The sequence below is a fragment of the Xylanibacillus composti genome, from assembly GCF_018403685.1.
In the GTDB taxonomy this organism is placed as follows: Bacteria; Bacillota; Bacilli; order Paenibacillales; family K13; genus Xylanibacillus; species Xylanibacillus composti.
The window spans coordinates 33743-55084 of sequence record NZ_BOVK01000072.1; the positions used below are offsets into that span (position 1 = coordinate 33743).

The window sequence follows — 21342 nt, forward strand, 5'->3', positions numbered from 1 at the left end:
GTAATTAACCTTTCAGCGATCCAATTGTCAAGCCTCGGACAAAGTATCTTTGGAAGAAGGGAAAGATGCACAGCATCGGCCCGGCGGCTAGCACGGCCATGGCCATTCGCATGGACAGACTGGGGAATTCCGACTGGTTGATGTCGAGCGAAGCCGTGAACTCCGCATTCGCCGACAAAAATTCGATAGTGTTCATGATGCGAACTAGCATGAGCTGCAGCGGCACCTTGTTGTCGCTGTCGATAAACAACATGCTGTTGAACCACTCATTCCAATACGTGAAGGAGATCAACAGGCCAATCGTCGCAAGGGCCGGCGTAGCCAGAGGCAGGATCATCGTGAAGAAGATGCGGACTTCTCTCGCGCCATCCATCTTGGCCGACTCCACAATTTCCAGCGGAATCTTGCTTAGAAACCCTTTCATGACCATGACGTTCCAGGGCGTCAGCAATCCGGGAAGAATCAGCGCCCACAGGGTGTCTCTCAATTGGAGGAACTGCGTCATCAGAATGTAAAAGGAGACGATCCCCCCGCTGAACAGCATCGTGAAGAAGATGTAGAAGGTGGCCGAGCGATTATAGCGGAAATCCCGTCGGGAGATCACATAAGCGGTCATGGCCGTCATCAGCAGACCGATAGCGGTGCCCACAAGGGTAACCGTTATCGTGACGCCATAAGCGCGCATGAGCACAACGGGCGATTCGAATACATAGCGATAAGCATCCAGACTTAGGCTTTCGGGGATGAACCTGTATCCGTTCTGAAGCAGCGATTGTTCCTCTGTAATGGAAATACAGACGACCAGAATGAACGGCAGGACCATGGCGATTGAAAGCAGGAGAAAGAACAGCTGGATGAGTCGTTCTGCCAGTCCGGTGGTTCGCATTTTTGGTCAGCCCCCCTTACCAAAGCGCATTCTCTTCATTGATTTTCTTGATAATCGTGTTTGCGCCAAGCACAAGCACGAAACCGACAATCGACTGGAAGAAGCTTACGGCGGCTGCCATGGAGACATCGCCCAGCGTCCGCAGCGCACGGTACACATAGGTGTCCACGACGTCGGTCGTCGAATAGATCAGACCAGAGTTGTTCGGAACGAAATAATGCAGGCCGAAGTCGCCTCGGAACATGTTCCCCACAGCCAGAATGAACAGGATGGCGATCAGCGGCGTCAAGAGCGGTATCGTAATCCGGCGAATCATCTGCAGCTTGGACGCGCCGTCGATTCTTGCCGCTTCGTAATACTCGGAGTTGATGCCGATGATGCCTGCATAATAAATCAACGTTGCAAACCCGACCGTCTTCCACAGGTTGGTCGTATTCAGAATATAAGGCCAGAAGGACGACTCGTAGAACCAATTCTGCGGATTCATGCCTACGAGCATCAACAGACGATTCAAATACCCGCTCTCATGATCCAAAAAGGCAAGGACGATATACCCGACCACGACCCAGGATAGAAAATGCGGCAAAAACAGAACGGTCTGATAGGCTTTGACCCATCTTCGTCCGATCTCGTTCAGCATAATGGCGAACGCCAATGCCGTAGCCGTCGTGAACACGATAAAGCCCGCATTGTAGAGAATGGTATTGCGTGTAATACGCCAGGCTGTCTCCGATGCGAAGAAAAACTCGAAGTTTTTCAACCCTACCCATTCGCTGCCGAATATCCCCAGATCATAGCGGTAACTTTTGAAAGCAATGATGATGCCGACAAGCGGCAGGTAGTGAAACACAAGCGTATACAAGGCACCGGGCAGCAACAGCAGAATCAACTCCGCGTTTTTCTTCAATTGCCGCCACTCGGTCGTCCATCTGGAGGAAAGGCTGCGTCCTGCCGGATGTGTTCCGCCAAGCGCCGCAGATCCATTTCCCCTCTGCCCGCGGGTTTGCGGTGGAATCATGCACACACCTCCCTTGATGAGATAGCCCAAGCCGTTTGGTGAAGCGCTTACATTTCTCCTTGGCTTGTGCTCCTTCATCGTGGCATAGACGGACGCCGACTTCTATTGTAAAAAACGTAGTTCCTTCTTAAATCTTACTATGAACTTGTGCAATTCCTACAGTTTTCGAATTTCACCCATACAATTGCATAAAAAAACAAACCATTTCCGGCATGCAAGCCTCCGCTCACTTATTCTGCCTGTATCGTGTCGCGCTCCTGCTGCCATGGCCGCTCAAGCTTGTCCGCATGTCTGCCCACAATCTGTTGGCGCGTCATGCATCATTGGGCTCTCTTGTGAAACGCCCTGTGTGCGTGTCCATACGCTTAAGCGCCTTCCGTCATATAATACCATGCGGCTACTCTTGTTCGGTCGCAATAATCGGGATGGAGGTGAACATATGCATCTGCTCTGTTCTTATCCGGTTCAAGCTGATACAGTCCTGCCGCACTGCAACAAACCGATTGTCGCCATGACAACTGCAGGCGACCTGGTTCCGGGCATCATTGACGGGGTAAGAGACGGTGTCCTGTATCTGCGTCCTGTCGGCAAGGAAGCCGGCATCGCCATGATTCAGCGTGTGAAGAAATACAACAAGAACAAAATATCTGTTCCGAAAAAGGCTAAAACCAAAGCATTCGGATTCGGCTATCCTTCCTACGGCTACGGCGCCGGGCTCGCTCTGGCTCTCCCCCTGTTCCTGTTGGCCGCACTGTTCGCATTCCCGCCTTTCTTCATATAAGTCGGCCAGGGAAGACTTCGTTCTGTTCGCGGCGAAGTCTTCCTCTTCCATGCGGCAAGATCGAGGTCGGGCGCTTGTGCCGGGAGGAAATTGCTCTTGGGGCGACATAGTGAGGTGAGTGCGGAGGCTGCAAGCGATTATTGCCGAGGAAATAAGGACAACCTTCGCCTTGCATGTATGAATGAGTTGATTTATCATAAAGATAAAGAAAGGGATCGGCTGGCGGTCCGATCCCTCAGCAGTCCGCATAAGCGGCGGGCCGAACAAGTCTACTAGAAATAGACCGAGACCTGGCAGGGGCGGTCTATTTCCGTTTATGGAAACTGAGGATCAACACAACCAACGTCGCGAATGAAATCATTAGCGATAAGGCATGATGGACCTCCATCGGACATCCCTCCCTTCTGAGGAGAGTGCCCGCCGCCCTGCTACTGCTGTACCTTTATTGTTTCATAGGCTCGCCCAGATTGGGCGAGTTTTTCCATTTGTCTGCTCTGTTCGTTTTAGTGCTCATTTCTGGTCACTGATTTAAGCGAAGGGGCTCATTTCTCCGATAAGTGATCATACGTGGTTACACCGTTCCGTTAGCGCGTAGAGCAGCACCATTGCAGCGCTTGTCCGAATGCAACACTGCTGGCTCTATGTATTAGGTGTAGGCACATCCCTAATATTGGAAAATCAGCCCCGTAAGTTTTACAGGGCTGCAGGAATAGGTGCTTCCTGTATGATTATTCGTATCTCGGATGTTTCTTGTTTTTTGCGGCTCTAACAACGGTCTGGATAAATTCTTCTGTCTTCATGCCTTTCAGTTGGGTGAAATGGCTGTCCGCAAATTCTGCATCTACTACCCCGTCTTTTTCCTTCCATATGCCGTTGTTTGGAATGATCTGAGCATAGTGTCCTTTATTGCTTCTGGTCAAGAGAAGATACACGTCTTCTCCTGAATACGCAAAATTTTTGTGAGTGGCGAACTGCATCAATGTGATTACATCTTCCTTCGTATCACCGTAATATACTTCCTCTACTTGAACCTTCGTAGGTGTTCTTTGAATAATAAATTCTGGTCTGTCCGGAAGAGCGACATTATTTCGCTCCGTGGCACCCGTGTCCAACACCTTTCCTTTCATAATGAGATCAACATAGACAAAATCTTCTTCCAGTGACTTGGTAGGCAAATATAGACCAGCGGTGTTGTGATGCTCGTCAGAATGTTCATTCTCTCCGATAAGCAAACTCGTTCCATAAGCAACACTTACGGTGAAGACGAGTGCAACTATAGTGATAACCACCTTTTTCATGAAGCTTCCCCCTAGTATTTATTGTTCAAATCGGTAATATCGTATGTGGTTGGAACATGACTAAAGTCATTGCTTCCCACATGAAAGGCCATGATCGATAAAGTTCCCGCTGGTGAATGATCTAGTCCAAGAATATGCCCGATTTCGTGAGCTATAGTTGCCTTTTTCAACGTCGTGGATAAGTTGTATTCAGGATCATTTTTCCCATTGAAGTATATGGTACCGTGATCAACATTACCGGTGCAGATCGCACTTAAATGGTCATCCGGTGTTGCGGCACACATTGTTGTACCGTTCCACGGTTGAGCAAATGCAGAATAATTAACGCCCCAACCTCTGTCTGCTACCCAAGAGTTAGCATCAATAGATACCAGATCTAAATCAGAGTAATAATAGTTTATATCCGAAACGTAAACTGGTGCAGCACTGCCATTCCACGCCCATCTTCCGTCATTATAGATTGCGCCATTCCAACTGCTATTCAGATAATCAGCATTTGCCTTTACATCTACGATACTCCCATTCATATGAGCCCACTTAAAACTATGCACCCTCGCTGAAGAATGTGCGGAAAACAACAAAGTGCTTAAAAGATAGATGATTAGGCAAACAAAGAACAACTTTCTGCCATAGGATAGCGTCATTATATTCTCCCCTGTCTAAAATAAAATTGGATGATAGCACTGCAGTTTCTTTTCACGCCCCCTTTCAACTCCATGCAACATCCTAGTATGTTATATTATATTCTTTTTATTCAAATCCTTCCTCCAATTGGTATTTAGTTCTTTTATCCTATACTTTTTCCAGCGGCTTTTCGTAGTGATCGCATATTGAAGTGTTTCAGCGTTAGGAAAAGAAAGATGAGGAAAGAAAATGGTCTTATGATCAGGGGTAGGGGATAAGCGGATATAAAAGTGAACAAGTTGGTCTTTTCATATCGCGAATCCCATCCAGTCTCTAGAAATGATATGTAAAAGACCATACTAATTCGCTTCATTTTCACAGCTTCAAGACAATTGGCCGAAATAGATATCAGTCAGATGGTCGCTAATTGCCACTGAACCGCGATTAGCCCGAAATTAATCATTAGAAATGGCCACTAATGGGGCTCGACCTCTACCTATACCCTTGCAACAATCGCCTTGCATGTATGAAGCAGATGATTTATCATAAAGATAAGTAAAGGGAGACAGCCGCTAACTGTCCCCCCGGCATAACACTTGGATGGGAAACCTCCAGGCAAGGCTAGAGGAAAATAACCCGACTTAGCGGAAACTTGGGCGGGTTATTTTCTTTTGTTCACATATGTGAGGAGCGCCAAGATAAACATAGCGAACATCATCATATCAGCAAAAGAAAATTTCATAGCAACCACCTCCCAACCGGAGGCAGCTTCTTCCCACCCAAGCTGTTACGCCTTCCTAAATTCTACCACATGCTTACCGATGATAGTAGAGTAACTTTCCATGCAAGTTTTGCTTCAAAGCACCCGTATTATAAACTTCCCCCCTGTAACCAAACCTAGTCGGGCCTTCCTAATCGTTATCCTTCCACCTTTCAGTACGAAAATTCGGTCTACCCTATTTCACATGGTGATATGTACACAAGTTGAACAGAAGAATGTCATTCCTCGGGGAAAGGTTGATCCATCAGGGAAATATCCCGGCTCTTCGGTAGAAGCTTCTCAACCTTCTTCATGCATGCTGCGGATACTGTTGCGTAGTGGGAGTTCTTATGAAGCGGATCGTCGAAGTATACTTTGCCCAGCACGGAGTCGTAGTAGGTAATCTTGTCCATCTGCACATTTACGCCCCGATCTAGCTTCTCAAATCCAGTCGGGGCCAGCAAGTCGAGCAATTCTTCTAAATTTATAATATGATGATAGACGTCATCTTGGGTATAGTAGACCACACGTCGGCCTTCCAACCCAAAGTAAAGGATCTCTCGCACATCCAACCAATGAAAGCTTCGATCGTCGGGTCTGATTACGGGGATGTATTTTTCCTTATCCATACACCCTGCACAACCTTTAATTTTTCTTTTTTAGGAGTTCTTCGGGGACCTCGGGCCTATATCCGATAACCCAACAAGCTGTAGAAACGGAAATTATAGATACGAAATACAGTAGTGCTGATATAGATATAATAGCATATCGTATTACCTTCTTCTTCATACACCTCTCCCTCTCCTCCTAAATTTAACAATCCCTAAAGATGCTGTAAAGCAACCCTTTGCAAAGATACCTGACAAGAAAAAAAAATTTAAAGAAACTATAATCGCGGCACTAAATTTAAGCAGTCGAAAGTGTTTTTCTGGAATTCTTGTCTTATTTGCTATATTAGATGGAGCAAATACCAAAATTATAAGCACGCTTAAAACTGTTAATATTACAATCCAGGTATTGTTAATCGGAATAAGTGGTAATATTGTCAGCACTACAACCGAAACTAGCATACACACCAACATTGATCGAAAGTGTATGCCGCCTATAATGAACCGAAGTAAAGCAACAGTTAATATTGTTAGCACTGTTTCTTTTAGCATTCCTATAAACAATCCAAATATAATTGCGAGTAAAACAACGGAAACATTACTGATCAATGTCACCAAACCAAATTTCAGCACTTCTACTGAGGCTGTTCTATCAGGTACCGCCTTTTTCATTGACATGGCGATTCTTTCAGCAATTATTTGCACTAATTAACTCACTTCCTTTCTCTCCTTTTTACGTGAGATAGAAATTAAAATAGAGGAAGATAGAAAAAGCAATAAACTAACAATTAAGAAACTAGTTGAATTCCCAAATTGTGCAGTAAAGAAATAGGTGCCAGCAAAACTAATTACCGAAAGAATAGCTACAAATAACAACATTAAATTCTCTTTTTCTTTATAGTTAACTGCTGCATCTTCATCATGAGGGACATATGAGAAGCCATAATTCTTTCGCCTTATAAACAAGGCTATTCCAATCGCTATTGAACCAGAGAAAAATGCAACCAAGTACATTTCTAAACTGAATTGATCAATTTGAGGTGAAAATAATGAAACGAAAAAAGCGACGGCTAAATCTAACATCGCAAATATGATTGATCCGGTAATTGCCATGACTGCCGCGTAAAAAATTTGAAAGCGAAACAATAACCATATGAATATAATTAGGCAACCCATCTGAACAAACGTTGCGTACATCGCGTGATCGGCCACTCTCATCGTGTAGGACAAATAAGATAACGATATACAAACAAATACTATTTGTGGTATATACCATCGATAATTAATTCTAAACAAACTAAACATGAGCACTAGCATTCCAATATATTGTACTGACGAGGCTAATGTGAAGATTAAGTAGTTGACCATTCACTATCTTCCCTCTTTACTTTAGTAATAAACTTATATTTTTATTTTAGCATCACTATTCTGATAATTGCTACAAAAAAAATAACCAGCATTCAATTTTATTCATTCTAAATACCTAAATCACCTGGTAAAATTGGACTACTTCCTAAATCATCCATTTTCAGGGATAAATTCACCCCCTATTAGTAATCATACCTATTTCAAAATCCGCTTCTTTTTATCATACTTCTGTATTTCTTCCTTCCCCGATAAATACATCAAGACACCCATGCTCCCAAGTACAGTTAATATCATGATGAAAAACCTTCGAGAATCTGCGTATAAAACTAACACGATATAGACTACAAAAAAGCAGATGATCAAGCAGACAACAATCAATATAAAAAACAGATTGCTTCTTTCGCGGTAGTTCATGAGAATTGGACGTTCAGCAGGCACAAATGAAAATCCCCAGTTCCTTCTGTGGATCAAGTTGGCAAGGCCTAATGCGCAAACTCCTGATAGGAGAGCCACGATATGCGTTCTTGAAGTCATGGGTTCCAAATTGGTAACAACCTTCAAAGCCAGCAAGGCTACACATAATTGAATCAAGCCATATGTAAAGAAACTACACACGGTTATAATGGCTGCGTGCAGTAAGCTAAATCGAAAATGCAACCAATATAGACGATCCAGAGTAACAATTGAGTTACTGAAGTATAGAAGGCACTGAACATGAGTGCAAAAATGGGGATATACTCCACGAATGAAACAGAAATAAACAGTGCATATCTCATCATACAAAGCACTTGACCTGATTATCCTTTTAATTTCAGGTGCTTCTCTTCACAACATCGTTTGAAACAATCTCGTTAGCGCCTTGTCTTTACATCTCTCATTGTTTGTTTCAGTTATGCTCTTAATGATTGTCTGTTTCATATATGGGAAATACATACAAAAAAATTTAGGATGCAATAGGAGTATACATATAAACATCGAGAGAATATAGTGTTGGTAATATCCATCTCATGGTTTACCACCTTATTTGTGAAAAACGGATCCGTTTTTTATAAAATCCATGATGTCGCGAGTCATGGACACCTTAAAAATTGAAATGGAGGACGGAATAATGGTAAGAAAATTATCCCTATTATCTTTATCTTATGTTTTGATTTTTGCTCTATCCTTTGTCGGCACGTCCACAGCTAGTACAACCTATAAATTGCTAGATGTAGTGCAGCACCCACAAGAAAAAAGTAACTGGTGCTGGGTTGCGGCATCTAAATCAATCGTACAGTACCATACAGGTACTGCATACACACAATGCCAGATTTACAAATGGGGCAAGGGGACGACAGATTGTCCGAATGAAGATGGAAGCTGGTCAAATTATCAAAATGTATTTGATAATGCTGGCTTTGTGAATAAAGGTACGGAAGCGTCAGGAACTGTTACTTTAAATTTTATCAAAGGTCAAATCGATGCCGATAAGCCCATGATCATTAGAAAGTCATGGCTTGACAGTAGCACCGGTAAAAAGACGGGAACTAATCATGCGGCACCAGTAATTGGGTACAATACTTCCACTAAAAGAGTTGCTTACATTAACATCACTTATTCAAACCCCTCTAACACGGGAACAGTTTGGCGTGACTATGACTATATGGTAGATAACACAAGTTATGAATGGACTAAATCTCGCTATGGTATGTATAAGTAAGAAAGGGAGCGATGGAATGAGGAAGAGTGCGGTTTTATTACTGAGTGGATTATTGACGATCCTGCTGGCAGGATTCTCTTATGCTGAAGATACAGGAGAGCGAATTCCGAACGAAGTGAAAAATCATCGATCATGATTTGATTCGCGGCTTAGAAGCGGAATTTTTCGATACGGGACTACAGCAATCGGTAAACTTTGAAGAGAAGAAAGGGAAGCTAAAGGCAGGAAAGATTCATCCTATATTTAAGGTGAATGTTAGTAAAGAATCCGGCGTGAGTATAGATTTTGCCGATTCTTATTTGGTGCCTATATATCAAAATGACATCGTTCGCACTGGTGTTGAAATTGCAAATCACAGAGGTGAATATCGGGTTGTTGCAGTTGGCTTCCCCCAAGTGCAAGCACGCGCATTGGACAAAAGGAAAAACGATGAGCGGTTTGTCTGGGATATGGTAACCGGCGCAGCGTATCTGTATGATACCAAAAGTCAAACGATACGAGCATTGGAAGAAGGTACACAGTCCTATGTGAACGAGGCCAGTAAACGGATGAATAAACGTCAAGCTAATTCATCGGAATTAACAGTCGATGAATTTAAGGATTTCATATATGCGGAATACGAAAGTACCGTGTCAAGTAATCCTGAAATGGATGGTTTCCTGGGAGGGGGAGCTTCCGATCTAGGCAATGAATCGAAAATATCGACACATTCACAGTGGTTGATGTGGATTACAGTATTGCTCGTTGCGGTGATAATAGGTGGAACCTTCCTATATCGCAATCAGAAGAAGGGTTAGTCGAAATATAGCCCCCGGCTTTGTCCGGGGGCTATGCTATGCATATTAAGTTATTCTTCAAGTATGGATTCTGGATCTCTCTAAAAGTCACATCTTGTTTTCCTCACAGCATCCTGAGTTTGTCGGTCGAACATAAATCTTCCCGGATCGTTCTGATCCAACTCATACACATTATTCAGACCATAACCTTTCCCAAGTACAGTAGTGAAACTATTGTATTCCTCTACGATTTCTATGGGCATGTACAGTGCATACCCGTCAAATCTGACCAACCAAAGCGCGCCCGCTTCTTCGTATTCATAAAAGTCCGCCATGTACACTTCTGTTCCTGACCAAATACCGCTTTCCGTGCCTCTTTCCAGATCCTCGCAGACTGCTTTTGCAGTTTCTTCTATAGCTATGATCATCTTTTCCTTGCGAGGGGACATCCCATAATTCGGGGGATGCGCCTCTTGAATCTCGATAGTAAAACTCCCCACCGCCATATAGTTGCCTTGCGGGTAATGATCCTCACCTGGACCTACTTGACCTTCACTATAGACGATTCCTTGTTGAATCATGAACCGAACCAGCCACTCCCCTGCACTCGTCTGAGCATATACCTGTTTGTCGCCAGATCCATCGTCATAGACCCGAACTTCAACCTCCAAGGTCCGGCCTATATAAGGATCAAAATTCTTATCAGTAGGACTCCCCCTTACTTCCGTCGGATAAAACCACAGCCGGTCGTTGATGTACTGCTCAAGTGCCGTCTGGATATTCTGTAACGTGAAACCGCTCGGCAACAGGGCAGTTCCGCTTGTGTGGGTTGCTGTGCCACTGCATAGTAGCAAGAAGCTCAATAGAAGACCGCCCAATCGATATTTAATGCCAGACACCGCACACCCTCATTTCTATGGAAATGTTCGCGAATTTCCTGCTTTGGGATAGCCCCTTATCAACCGTGTACCTCTATCGCCGCCTGGTCTACCGCCTGTTGGCCCTGGATCTCAATCTGCTCCATTGCTGCTTTCAACGCTATTTCTCCTTTTATCAAACGGTTCATCACAGCATCCCCGCTTGCTTGGCGGGAAACCGCGAGGCTAGCTCCAGGATTTCCTTCCACGTCATTTTATCGTTGGGGTACGGAATACCATAACGGTCAAACAGGTCGATGTTATAATAGATGGCGTGGCTTTGAAAGAACGGAGCTAAACCGTATAATCGACCATCCCCATCCATTAGGGAGTTCGTCTCAATCGTTGGTTTGGGCTCTAGCTTGCTTGCCCGATCCGTTATATCATGCAAGCCGCCTTGCGCAGCCCATTGTTTCAACTCCCACTCCCCGTTTATATACAGAATATCCGCCTGATTTTCTTCCATCCATGCATCCACTGAAATCTCATCATGGAGCATTGGCTTCATAGATACGATGCCGTAATCAAGCTCCGGGTTTCAAGACTTAGCAAGTCCCCATATCTCTCCCGGAAGTTGTCCTCCGAATGATAACCGATTGTTACGGATACATTATCCTCCAGGAGCCCTTTATCCGTGGCAGCGTTATTGCAGGCTGCGAGTGCTACAGACCTAACATAATGATTAAAAAAAGGGAATATGTTTTTGTGCTTGTCCTGAATCTGACTTTCTTCCATACGTTATCCATTCGCAATCTCTCCGCACGCCCTCTTTCCAAGAAATATTCACTGTACATAATCCTTATATATAGACGTTAAAAGAGGTTTGAATGTTCAATATAAGAAAACCCGAGTACTCGAAATGATCGATACTCGGGTCCTTCGTAACTATCCGATGGCATTACGTTTGCGTCCTCATTGACCTGTTTAATCGAGAAATCATTGGCCAAAGTGCAGGTCCACATAAGGACGCTGCTTTGATTTCCCGTGCCTTTGCTACGGTAGAAGGCGATCTGAGCCAAATCCAGTGGTTTCACACGGACCGTGGGAGTGAGTTTAAAAACCAAAAGATGGACGAGCTCCTGCAAACCTTTGAGATCGGTGGAACTATACGACTATGTCAACTGGTTTAACAAGCATCGACTTCATGGATCATTGGGGTACATGACGCCTGTTCAGTACCGCCAAGCAGCCCTTAAAAAAGCTGTCTGATTTAATGTTGACAATCCAGTTATCTGGATTTTAAGAATTGGTTAAGGGGGCATTGCAGGAAAGGGTTGGGAAAAGAAGAAAACCCCGAGCTCTCGAAATGTCGATTACTCGGGGTTACACACATCAAACTTATGCAGAAACATCCAACTCTCAAATTACAGTTCACAATACGCATCAATAGGCATTTGAAGTGACCTTATATTCATGGTAGAAGCTTTAAATCCAGTAATTTGTCATATGCTCCTGCTATTTCAGCCTCGGAGAACTTTTCCTTTTTAATACTTTTGACCTCACTTATTACTTTATCTTTCACTGCACCGCCATAGAATTTATTCATGGAATTGGCTACAAAATGAGTGGTTGACCATAACTCAAGGGTCCTGGATTCATTCGGCAATGCATCAAGGACAAAGTCGATTATTTCATCGTACTCCGAAATGAATTCTTCTCCGTTTTCAATGATACTTTTCGATTTACTCCCTGGTTGAATAACAAAACCCGAGCCTGATTCCTTGCTGAGAATTTGCAACGCCCCTTCAATCTCCAAATTATCTGTCTGGTAATCCAAATCAGCAGAATAGGGACCAAAATGGTGAATGCGAAAACTTAGAGGTGTAGGTACACCTTTCGCATCCAAAAAGTACATATATTTTTGGAATGCTTTTTTTCCAGGAAGCGGTCCTTTCTTAACCACTAAATATGCCACAAGTGTTTGTAAACTCATGTTACTGCCTCCTTAATATCATTGACTTTATTTGGACGAACTCCCGAACTTCTTTAGCCACATCAGCATCTGCGTAAATTCTACAAACATATATCGGTTCTTCTAATTTAGCAATTACAGGTGCTCGTTCTTTCAAGGAGTAAGTCATTCTCGGATCCTCCTTACTGATAATACTAATAGTCGGAGATCCATCAGAAAGGGTGAATTTCAAAGGAGGCTTCTGATACCTATCTATTATAACTTGATAAGGTTTGTACCTTGCTTCAAGTTCATCCTTGATCTGTAATTCTACTTCTCTCTGGAGTTTCCTCTCATCCAGAGTCGGGGCCGGTTCTGACTCCCAGATGCACTTAATGTGTTTCCTATTCAGAAATCGATCAGCCCATGGACTATCCGATGATTTCGCTTTTTCGATGACTGTATAGTCATCCCATTTAATAAATTCACTTACATCACTGGGCAACCTTCCTGTCGATGTCTCTTTGGCTAGCATGTCCCTAAGGAGCTGAATCATTATATTATCATATATTCTGCGAGTGCGATGCAAGTAAACTTGAGTAAACATGAAGTATCGCGCCAGAATGAGACCTTCAACTGCCTCAACCCCATCATATTCAATCCCGAGCTTCCACTCCCCGTCCTTAAAACACAAGGAAATAACGTTTAGAATCCGCTCTAAATCGAAGTTCCCGTATTTAACGCCAGTATAAAGAGAGTCGCGTAACAGGTAATCCATTTTATCAGAGTCTAATTCTGAAGCAAATATATCGGCTAATAATCGTTCATTATGATGGAAAGCATTCCCTGTAATTAGGGCTGCGATTGCTTGTGCATTGAATCCATGTTCCGCCCCTATCTTATCAATAATGGGGGTTATCTCTGATTCTGTAATGATTTTCCCAGCCATTCCTTCATGGCTTTTTACAGACTCATCGAACAAATCATCTGCTACATGAGAAAAAGGTGCATGTGCAACGTCGTGGAGCAATGCTGCTAATCTCAACATTTGGCGATACTTATTGATTTCGTCTTGCGACCAACCCAACACTTCCCCTCTTTTATTTTGTATCTTGTCAAATACAAGGTTCGATACATGCATGACCCCCAGGGAGTGTGGGAACCGTGTATGCTCAGCTGATGGATACAGAAGGAATGTAGTCGCAAGCTGACGTATTCTTCTCAGCCTTTGAAATGGGGCTGTATCGATGATTCGCTGTTCATCCTTCGATAAAGTTATAAAACCATGTATGGGATCCCTTACGTCAGGCATTTTTCCCCTCCCAATTATATTATATAAGAACATATGTTCCTTTTCAAATTTTTCTACTTTTCAGTTAATATTCAACACTACAATTCAAATACCTTTCTAAAGGGCGAAATTTGTAGGATATTGTAACTAAAGCTCTTCCACAATACTCATCCTATGCTAAAAGTTTCATTTCACATACGGCCTCTTCTTGCTGTACTTGCGTATCTCCATTCTTGTGGATAAATAAATCAAAACGGTCAAGTTTACGAATACAGTTAATAATGTAATTAATAAAACTCGCGTGCTATCATAAGATATCCACAGAAAATAAGTCACAAAAAAACAGAAGAAAGCAAGAAAATTCCCAACAATAAGATACAGATTTTCTTTATCGCGATATTTAACCCTCGACGGCTGCTCTGCCGGAACAAAGGTGAAGCCCCAATTCCGTAAACGAACATAATAAGCCACGCCCAATGCACTCATAGCACTTAACAGGGCAAGTACATGCATCATTACCGACATATGTTCAAGAGACGGTACGAATAGTAACATCACCCCGCCGATGAAAAACTGGATAACCGCATAGCTCAAATACCCAACGACAGTAATAACCGCTGCATGAAGCAAATTGAACCGGAACAGCAGCCACGAAAACAACACCCAAAGCAGCATTTGTGTGATCGCCGTATACATCGTCAACCCAGACTCCCGCATTACCAAGGAAACACCGGATAACGAAACACAAACGAACAACATCTCTGCTTTGTACCATTTGTAGTTAATTTTGAAAGCACTGAACATGAGGGCAAAGATGCCCAAATACTCCATACAAGATACCACTATAAAAATTATATATTTCAGCATGACATTCGCTTCTCCTCACGTGCCTTTCGTTATTTGCTATGAAGACGCCCGTCTTATTGAAAACCATTCCTTCTCTCATACCCTTGTTTTTCACTACGGTAAGAGAAATACACAAGCAGTCCGCAAGCCGCGAATAATTGCAACAGAACGAGCCAAATCGAAGCAGGAGAATACCATACCAAAGCAAGGGCATAAACGGCAAAAAAACCAAGAACTGCGAAAACAATTACGCTGATCCAAAAGAAGAGGTTAGTTCCATCAGACCGTTCTTTCACTCCCTCATGTGCAAACGAAAATCCCCAACGTCGCTTATGTATCCAACTTGCAAGTAGAATATTGGAGGAGCCCGCTAGGACAGCCCCTGTATACATCACAGTGGAAAATGGTTCAATCTTATAACCACCAAGCAGGAATAAGTAGCCCCATACAAAATCTACTGCTGCTGAGAGAATATATCCCGTTACTGTTATAATTGCGGCATGTAGCAATTGAAAACGAAATAGCAGCCACATGATCACGATTAACGTAATGACCTGAACAGTAGGCGCGTATAATGTCAAAGAAGCCATTCGCATGGTAAAGGAAATATACGATAAGAATATACAGATGAACACCATCTGCGGAATGTACCAGCGATATTCTATCTTAAAGATGCTGAACATCAGCATCAAAGTACCCACATAGCCAAATGACGAGGCCATGGTGAATATCGCAAATTCCCCTATAAGCAACTCCATCCCCCGCTCTGATCGTAATCAACCTCTTATTGCGATTCGCTTAATCTGATCTCTATTACCAGACAGCAAATTCTCTATTTGCCGATCCAAAACTTTCTTCGCTTACTCTCATATTCCTGACGTTCCCGCTCCCCGGATAGGTAGAGCAGCAATACCGTGCTCACCAATGCGACGATGACAGTAAAGAGTACGCTGGTCGGATTATTTATGTACAATACGAAGAAATAGCCTGCGAAGAGACCGATGATCCCCAAGCCAATCGCACTAACCAGCAGTAAGCTGTTCCTCTCCCGAAGATTGACCTTCACCCGTTCTTCTTCCCGAATAAAGGAAAAACCCCAGTTCTTCTTAGAGATAATGGCGGAAACTGCAAGGCCCAACAATCCGGATAAGACCCCTACCACGTGCATCTGCACGGAGAACTGCACCACCTCATAACCGGCTAACATAAAGAAAAAGGCAACTCCCGGATCCAACACCCCGAAGCAAATTATCCCCGTCACTCCCATAATGAATGCATGAAAGAAATGAAACCGAAATAGCAACCAGAGCAATACGACCAGAAAGGCCATTTGGATAAACGGAGAATACAATTCAAGCGAAGCCGCTCGGGTTGTAAATGAAAGATAAGAAAGAGAGAGGCAGACAAACACTATATGTGGAACATATTGTCGATATGAAAATGCGGAACAAACTAAAATGATAAACAACGTACCTATATATGAGACAGAAGAGGTCAGCGTAAAAAGAAGCAATCTGCCCAAAAGCATCAATTTCCCTCCATTTGTGAAATCAGGCATCTATTTAAACTCAATTCCTGCTTTCAGTTGACTTTCCCCGTGTATACTTGTCCACTTCCTTCACAAAGGACAAATATACAAGCGCGCCCAATGTGGGAAGCATCAACAAAACCACTGCTAAGAAACTTTCTAGTGTGCCATAGATAATCGTTAATGCATAAAGGATTAGAATATTCGTTATCGCAACGGCCAAAACTAATAGAATTTTCTTGTTATTGCTTTCCCCATAATCGATTTCATGATTATCGCCGCCCTCTGCCACAAAGGAAAATCCCCAGTTTCTTTTGCGTAACAAGTAAGCAATATACGCCATTACAGATGCTGACAATAGTGCTACTATATCCATCGTCATGCTCATAATCTCAGGCATTTCTACGTATATCAGCGTAATGACTAAAATAAAACCTTGAATCAGTCCAAACGCCAATGTCGTGCTTACTGTTACAATCGCTGCGTGAAAAAACCGTAGTGAAAACAATAACCACATACTAAGCAACAACAAAATGGCAGAGGCCAATGGAACGATGACTGTCCAGCCATAACCACGCAAAACAAAAGAAAGTTGTACCAGCATTATGCAAATCAATATGACCTTGGGAAACTGTCCACGGTAGTTCAATTTGAACAAGCTCATCATAAGAAGCATTACTGCCATATTCTCTATGAACGATATGATTGTAAACTTCAAATAGTATGACATTTCACGCTAACCCCCGGTGCATGTTGTTCCGACTTTACTCACCCGACCGAAGCTCATGCTTCGGCACAATCACAGGAAGCTTCCCTGCATATTTCTGCACTTCCTTAACCCAGAGCAAGTAGAGCAGCATACCAATAGTCGGGAGCAGCAGCAGCACTGCCGCCAAGAAGCTCTCGATATTCTCGTACAGGATGGTGAAGGCATATGCAATTACGAAGCCGGTCATCGCCATGACAAGGACGAGCAGGAAACGCATATTATTATGGTCCCTGCCTGGTGCCGCTAAATCACCACCCTCAGGCACGAAGGTGAAGCCCCAATTCCGTATTCGCACATAATAAGATGCCCATAGCGCCAGGGAGGCAGAACTGAGTGAGATCAGATCCATTATCGGTCCTGAAAGCACGCCCCTCTCTATTAATAACATGTGAGTGAGGATCAGAGAGCCTTGGATCAGAGCGAACGCCAGATACGTACACACCGTTACAATCAAGGCATGGGCCAACCGCAACCGGAAGAGCAGCCACATGCACAGCGTCCATACGATAACCGCCGCAACCGGAATAACCTCTAACCAACCAAGTACACATAGCGCATAAGAGATTTGGCTCATCAGCACGCAAATGCTGGAAATCTTCATATATTGCCCTCGGTGGTTGAATTTGAACACGCTGAACATCAGGATCATGGCCGCCGCATATTCCAGGCCAACCATCAATGTGAAATACAGATAAAAGACCACTGTCCCTCTTCACCTCCTGCTTCCCGTTATTTGCCCATCCAACTCCGTTTCCTCTCGAACTCTTGCCATTCTCGCTTCCCGGACAAGTAGATCAACATCCCGGTACCAAGGATTAAGACGAGGACTGTGGCTAAAAGGCTCATGGGCGTGCTTAAATAAAGCATGCAGAAATAGCCCACAAAAAAGCCAATAACCGCAACAATACTTACACACAGGAGTAATACAGTGCTCTTTTCCCGCAAATTGATTTTTACCTGCTCGTCCTCCCGAACGAAGGAGAAGCCCCAATTCTGCTTGGTGATTATGGTCGCCGCTCCAATGCCTAGCAAGCCAGCCAGCACCCCAATCAAGTGCAACAGAAAATTGCTCGACTCCATATCCAGCTAATGCAAATAGAAGGCCAACCGCAACATCTATAGCACCAAAGCAAATTGACCCCGTCACCCCCATAATCAACGCATGAAACGGATGGAAGCGAAACAGCAGCCACAACAGCACAATCAAAAAGCCTATTTGAATAAAAGGTGAATACAACGCCAACGAGGCCTCGCGAGTGGTGAATGAGATATAGGAGAGCGAGACACAGACAAACAGCATCTGCGGAATATACCACCGGTATTGAATTCTGAATAGACTGAAAATAATAAGCAGTATGGCGATGTAAGATACGGAAGAAGTCAAGGTGAAGAGTACAAGCCTTCCGAGAAGAAGCATAGCACAAACCCCTTTTTAGATTTAGATCATAAATAGTTACTGCTTATCTGCTTGTTATCTGCTAGAAAAGCACGGGGCAGAACAAGAGTGGAGGTCAGCAGAAAAGATAACCGGACCGGATCGGGCCAGCCAGTTGAATCTGCAACGGTCACCTATGACCGTTAGAGCGAAAAAAACGTTTTTTCGATTTTCTAACGGCCGCTGATGTCCATTAGAGGCCAAAAAGTATGGTTTTGACCTGTCCATTCAGCACTAGCGGTCATCAGTGTCCGTTACAATGTCAAAAAACCGTCCATACCCCCTGCAACAGTCATCCATGTCCGTTATAGTTGCACTTCCAAACGGCTAAGTCAGCAGCAGTGTTATCATCGGCAAGGTTGATCGGCAGTGGACGTGTGTCAAGTCAGGCAGGTAGGGGAGCTAAGGAGTCATCATAAATATTATTATCTTAGCACCATTTCTTGCACTTGAACATGCAAAAACAAGACTGTATGGATGAAACTGGACTGCACCTTGATTCTAATATACAAGGTACCGAACATCGCCATTAAGCTAGAGAAGGACACACAGAAGCGCGTCCGTTCAGAATTGACCGTTCCTGCAATCGCCGCCGTCCTCCCCCTGATTTTGTTCGCCGTACGCGGGTTTATCCTATCCTATAATCTGGGGTATGTGATCAGTGTTGCCGCCTTTGCTGCGCTAGCCGTCGGCGTCGTATTCATCTTCGTGGGCAATCTGGTGCCTAGCTTGCTGCAGGGGTCCCATACTTGGCCCAAGCTTCCAGAGCAGGTTCAGCGCAAGCTCGCACGCTTTCAGGGTCGCCTGGTGTTCGTGCTCGGCATCCTGTTCGTGCTGCTGGCCTTCCTGCCCAGCCCCATCATCTTCCCTGCGTTCTTCGTCCTGTTCGTCGGCTTTCTGCTGATCTCGCTCAGACAATGGATGCGTTACGCCCGCACGGCGAGTGAATAGCTGCCCTTCCATACTGCTTCGGTTTATACCGAACAAGGCTTCGTTTATCAATATAGCAGCTCATCATTAGGAGGGCACCTGCTCAGACGGGAGCGGCTAATGTTCCCTTGCGAATACCGACTAACAGCAGCTCCGCCATGCCCGCCAGCGCATGAGCAAGAACACATCTCGTTAATCAGCCCGTACGAATCCTCCTTTATGTCCATAACATATTAGGAAGCTCTAATAAAGGAGGTGTTCGCATGGGCTACGCTGCAGGCGCAGGTTTGGGCGGCGGCTTTACTTCAACGGGTGCAATTCTCGTTCTCTTCATCCTGTTGGTCATCATCAGCCGCACGGTTCTGTTTGGCGGTTAACAAAGCCGCTTGACTCGTTCGACCCTCGCAGTTCATGCTGCGAGGCTCCTACATACAGTGTGCACCGCTTCTGCATGCGGCACCCACAATCATTGGGAATGCGCTCCCGTCAGGCAAAAAATGCGTCTCCCGTTGAACGAAAGGCGCATTTCCTAGACAAGGAGCTATTACAGGCTCAAAGCATTTTTCGCATTCTTGACATCGGCCGCTAGGAGCTGATCCAGCTGGTATGACGGATAGAGCCCGCGTTCATACATGAAAGCAAACACCTTGCCATGCAGCTGGATAGCCTTGTCCAGATGCTTATGGAATGTTTCTCTTAACTGGGGAGTAGCCGTTTCGGTAATCGCAATCGCATAATTGCGCACAGCGGTCTTGGCAAATCCAAGCAGCTGCCCGGCATAAAAGGCGGTCATCTCATCCCCGGCGCTTTTTCGCATGGCGGTTGGCGCTTGCGGGTAGTACCCCAGCAGGTCCTGCAGGTTGCTTTCGATCCCTTGGATCGCTTCCGCATAGAGCCCTTTCAACTGAGGATCCTTCACATCGTTCCGATTCATCTTGAAGTTGACCAAGTGGTTCGCTTGATAAGCGACAAGCTCATGCATCTCCAACGTCTCATGCCAGGCGAGGTGCTGCTGATGGGATTGCCTGTTGGTTGCGTACAAGTAATATCCCTCCATAACTGTGATAGGATACCTTATGCACCAAGGTCCTAGGCGGAACATTGTCTTTCCAGGACGAACTTATTTTTCCGTAACCGGAACGACAATTGTGCTGAAGAGCGAGCCGTCCACGTAAGCATCCAGCTTCCACAAGCCCGCAGACGGCAGGGCAATGGATGAAGGGAAGGAAGCAGTCGCACCCCAGTTCTCACCACCAAGTCTAGACTCGACAAGGGTCATTTCCTCCCCCTCTTCGCTAGTAGCAGTCACGGTAAAGTCCTTATGAACCAGCTCCTCCTTCTCCCCCCACAGCAACCACATATATTTCTGCTGCTCACCTGCATAAAAAGGATTGTTGGAAATGGCGATTTTCTCCTCAAGGCCTACCCAGGTCGTTGTGAATTCCTCCCCGGTCTCTCCGAGAATCCCACTTAGCTCAATCTCCCCGGTTGCCTCCCAACCAGCTGCATGCTGCACCGAAGATTCCGATTGCGAACAGCTTGTCAGCAACAGGCAAGCAAGGAGCACCGTACACAGGAGCCTCATCCTCGTCATATTCATTCCCCCTTTGCTTATATGACGCTGGTGAGCGGTGTGTGGTTCGATGAAAATGGTTCATGCGTCTTCTTCTCACTGTTTAGGGTTTGAGCGCATACCCCTCCGCTTAGGACTCAATGTAGCGGCTGCGCCCCTTGAACACCTCTCGTATATGCCAATGAAGGAACTGGCCCCCGGGCGCATATTCTGGACGAATTCGGAAATCTACTTTAACGGAAGTCAAAGACACTATTTGCGGTGTTATCGAGCATTTCTATTTCTAACGGAACTCCTGGACCTTATTTGTACAAAACCAAGCCATTCCAAGCCCTTTCTATCAA

Annotated in this window: 27 protein-coding genes and 1 pseudogene; 6 read left to right on the plus strand and 22 right to left on the minus strand. The window is 44.6% G+C overall.

What is annotated here, in order from left to right; all coding sequences use genetic code 11:
* Positions 1–4: 4 nt before the first annotated feature.
* Positions 5–886, minus strand: a complete 882-nt coding sequence (locus XYCOK13_RS19665) for a carbohydrate ABC transporter permease (protein ID WP_213413950.1) — start codon at positions 884–886, stop codon at positions 5–7.
* A gap of 16 nt (positions 887–902) precedes the next feature.
* The gene (locus XYCOK13_RS19670) at positions 903–1904 is read right to left on the minus strand and encodes an ABC transporter permease (protein WP_213413951.1); all 1002 of its coding nucleotides are present in this window, start codon (positions 1902–1904) and stop codon (positions 903–905) included.
* Positions 1905–2343: 439 nt separating this feature from the next.
* Between XYCOK13_RS19670 and XYCOK13_RS19675 the strand changes: the two genes are divergently transcribed.
* Entirely contained in the window at positions 2344–2685 is a 342-nt protein-coding gene (locus tag XYCOK13_RS19675) for a hypothetical protein (RefSeq protein ID WP_213413952.1), read from the plus strand.
* A gap of 304 nt (positions 2686–2989) precedes the next feature.
* Here XYCOK13_RS19675 and XYCOK13_RS22400 read toward each other — a convergent pair whose 3' ends face one another.
* The 8 genes from XYCOK13_RS22400 to XYCOK13_RS19705 all read right to left on the minus strand — a co-directional run bounded on the left by XYCOK13_RS22400 (position 2990) and on the right by XYCOK13_RS19705 (position 7088).
* Positions 2990–3073, minus strand: coding sequence for a putative holin-like toxin (locus XYCOK13_RS22400; RefSeq protein WP_373314463.1), 84 nt, complete (start codon positions 3071–3073; stop codon positions 2990–2992).
* A 340-nt stretch (positions 3074–3413) separates the two neighbouring features.
* Positions 3414–3983 carry a hypothetical protein gene (locus tag XYCOK13_RS19680; protein ID WP_213413953.1) on the minus strand — a complete coding sequence of 190 codons (570 nt, stop codon included), beginning with the start codon at positions 3981–3983 and terminating at the stop codon, positions 3414–3416.
* An 11-nt stretch (positions 3984–3994) separates the two neighbouring features.
* Positions 3995–4627, minus strand: coding sequence for a matrixin family metalloprotease (locus XYCOK13_RS19685; protein ID WP_213413954.1), 633 nt, complete (start codon positions 4625–4627; stop codon positions 3995–3997).
* 641 nt (positions 4628–5268) lie between these two features.
* Positions 5269–5349, minus strand: a complete 81-nt coding sequence (locus XYCOK13_RS22405) for a putative holin-like toxin (protein WP_373314465.1) — start codon at positions 5347–5349, stop codon at positions 5269–5271.
* 257 nt (positions 5350–5606) lie between these two features.
* Positions 5607–5996, minus strand: coding sequence for a LytTR family transcriptional regulator DNA-binding domain-containing protein (locus tag XYCOK13_RS19690; protein ID WP_213413955.1), 390 nt, complete (start codon positions 5994–5996; stop codon positions 5607–5609).
* Between the two features lie 16 nt (positions 5997–6012).
* Positions 6013–6156, minus strand: coding sequence for a cyclic lactone autoinducer peptide (locus tag XYCOK13_RS22410; RefSeq protein ID WP_213413956.1), 144 nt, complete (start codon positions 6154–6156; stop codon positions 6013–6015).
* Positions 6153–6680: an accessory gene regulator ArgB-like protein gene (locus tag XYCOK13_RS19700; RefSeq protein ID WP_213413957.1), complete on the minus strand. Its 528-nt coding sequence runs from the start codon at positions 6678–6680 to the stop codon at positions 6153–6155. The genes XYCOK13_RS22410 and XYCOK13_RS19700 overlap by 4 nt, the downstream gene beginning before the upstream one ends.
* 3 nt (positions 6681–6683) lie before the next feature.
* On the minus strand, positions 6684–7088 hold the full coding sequence (locus tag XYCOK13_RS19705) for a hypothetical protein (RefSeq protein WP_213413958.1): 405 nt from the start codon (positions 7086–7088) through the stop codon (positions 6684–6686).
* 1363 nt (positions 7089–8451) lie between these two features.
* Between XYCOK13_RS19705 and XYCOK13_RS19710 the strand changes: the two genes are divergently transcribed.
* Together XYCOK13_RS19710 and XYCOK13_RS19715 are read left to right on the plus strand one after the other, a co-directional pair.
* Positions 8452–9042 carry a papain-like cysteine protease family protein gene (locus tag XYCOK13_RS19710; protein ID WP_213413959.1) on the plus strand — a complete coding sequence of 197 codons (591 nt, stop codon included), beginning with the start codon at positions 8452–8454 and terminating at the stop codon, positions 9040–9042.
* Between the two features lie 137 nt (positions 9043–9179).
* Positions 9180–9839, plus strand: coding sequence for a hypothetical protein (locus XYCOK13_RS19715; protein WP_213413960.1), 660 nt, complete (start codon positions 9180–9182; stop codon positions 9837–9839).
* 80 nt (positions 9840–9919) lie between these two features.
* Here the strand turns inward: XYCOK13_RS19715 and XYCOK13_RS19720 are convergent, their stop codons facing one another.
* Together XYCOK13_RS19720 and XYCOK13_RS19725 are read right to left on the minus strand one after the other, a co-directional pair.
* Positions 9920–10717, minus strand: coding sequence for a hypothetical protein (locus tag XYCOK13_RS19720; RefSeq protein WP_213413961.1), 798 nt, complete (start codon positions 10715–10717; stop codon positions 9920–9922).
* Between the two features lie 166 nt (positions 10718–10883).
* The gene (locus XYCOK13_RS19725; RefSeq protein ID WP_244865280.1) at positions 10884–11213 is read right to left on the minus strand and encodes an extracellular solute-binding protein; all 330 of its coding nucleotides are present in this window, start codon (positions 11211–11213) and stop codon (positions 10884–10886) included.
* 412 nt (positions 11214–11625) lie between these two features.
* Here XYCOK13_RS19725 and XYCOK13_RS22080 point away from each other — a divergent pair.
* Positions 11626–11944 (plus strand): annotated as a pseudogene (locus tag XYCOK13_RS22080) (DDE-type integrase/transposase/recombinase); the annotation flags it as partial.
* Between the two features lie 202 nt (positions 11945–12146).
* Here XYCOK13_RS22080 and XYCOK13_RS19735 read toward each other — a convergent pair.
* The 8 genes from XYCOK13_RS19735 to XYCOK13_RS19770 all read right to left on the minus strand — a co-directional run bounded on the left by XYCOK13_RS19735 (position 12147) and on the right by XYCOK13_RS19770 (position 18477).
* Complete coding sequence (locus XYCOK13_RS19735; protein WP_213413964.1) at positions 12147–12668, minus strand: hypothetical protein; 522 nt, start codon at positions 12666–12668, stop codon at positions 12147–12149.
* Between the two features lies 1 nt (position 12669).
* The gene (locus tag XYCOK13_RS19740; protein ID WP_213413965.1) at positions 12670–13938 is read right to left on the minus strand and encodes an HD domain-containing protein; all 1269 of its coding nucleotides are present in this window, start codon (positions 13936–13938) and stop codon (positions 12670–12672) included.
* Positions 13939–14103: 165 nt separating this feature from the next.
* Positions 14104–14784 carry a hypothetical protein gene (locus XYCOK13_RS19745; protein ID WP_213413966.1) on the minus strand — a complete coding sequence of 227 codons (681 nt, stop codon included), beginning with the start codon at positions 14782–14784 and terminating at the stop codon, positions 14104–14106.
* Positions 14785–14837: 53 nt separating this feature from the next.
* Positions 14838–15521 (minus strand): hypothetical protein, encoded by a 684-nt coding sequence (locus XYCOK13_RS19750; RefSeq protein ID WP_213413967.1) that lies wholly within the window; start codon positions 15519–15521, stop codon positions 14838–14840.
* Between the two features lie 74 nt (positions 15522–15595).
* Entirely contained in the window at positions 15596–16291 is a 696-nt protein-coding gene (locus XYCOK13_RS19755; protein WP_213413968.1) for a hypothetical protein, read from the minus strand.
* Positions 16292–16331: 40 nt separating this feature from the next.
* On the minus strand, positions 16332–17021 hold the full coding sequence (locus tag XYCOK13_RS19760) for a hypothetical protein (RefSeq protein ID WP_213413969.1): 690 nt from the start codon (positions 17019–17021) through the stop codon (positions 16332–16334).
* Between the two features lie 34 nt (positions 17022–17055).
* A complete protein-coding gene (locus tag XYCOK13_RS19765) occupies positions 17056–17763 on the minus strand; it encodes a hypothetical protein (protein WP_213413970.1) in 708 nt (235 codons plus the stop codon).
* Positions 17764–17772: 9 nt separating this feature from the next.
* Positions 17773–18477, minus strand: a complete 705-nt coding sequence (locus XYCOK13_RS19770) for a hypothetical protein (protein ID WP_213413971.1) — start codon at positions 18475–18477, stop codon at positions 17773–17775.
* Between the two features lie 495 nt (positions 18478–18972).
* Between XYCOK13_RS19770 and XYCOK13_RS19775 the strand changes: the two genes are divergently transcribed.
* Both XYCOK13_RS19775 and XYCOK13_RS19780 read left to right on the plus strand, forming a co-directional pair.
* Positions 18973–19446 (plus strand): SdpI family protein, encoded by a 474-nt coding sequence (locus XYCOK13_RS19775; RefSeq protein WP_213413972.1) that lies wholly within the window; start codon positions 18973–18975, stop codon positions 19444–19446.
* 242 nt (positions 19447–19688) lie between these two features.
* Positions 19689–19802 (plus strand): YjcZ family sporulation protein, encoded by a 114-nt coding sequence (locus XYCOK13_RS19780; RefSeq protein WP_213413973.1) that lies wholly within the window; start codon positions 19689–19691, stop codon positions 19800–19802.
* Positions 19803–19969: 167 nt separating this feature from the next.
* Here XYCOK13_RS19780 and XYCOK13_RS19785 read toward each other — a convergent pair whose 3' ends face one another.
* The gene (locus tag XYCOK13_RS19785) at positions 19970–20407 is read right to left on the minus strand and encodes a spore coat protein (protein ID WP_244865283.1); all 438 of its coding nucleotides are present in this window, start codon (positions 20405–20407) and stop codon (positions 19970–19972) included.
* A gap of 138 nt (positions 20408–20545) precedes the next feature.
* Complete coding sequence (locus XYCOK13_RS19790) at positions 20546–21019, minus strand: DUF4871 domain-containing protein (protein ID WP_213413975.1); 474 nt, start codon at positions 21017–21019, stop codon at positions 20546–20548.
* Positions 21020–21342: the final 323 nt, after the last annotated feature.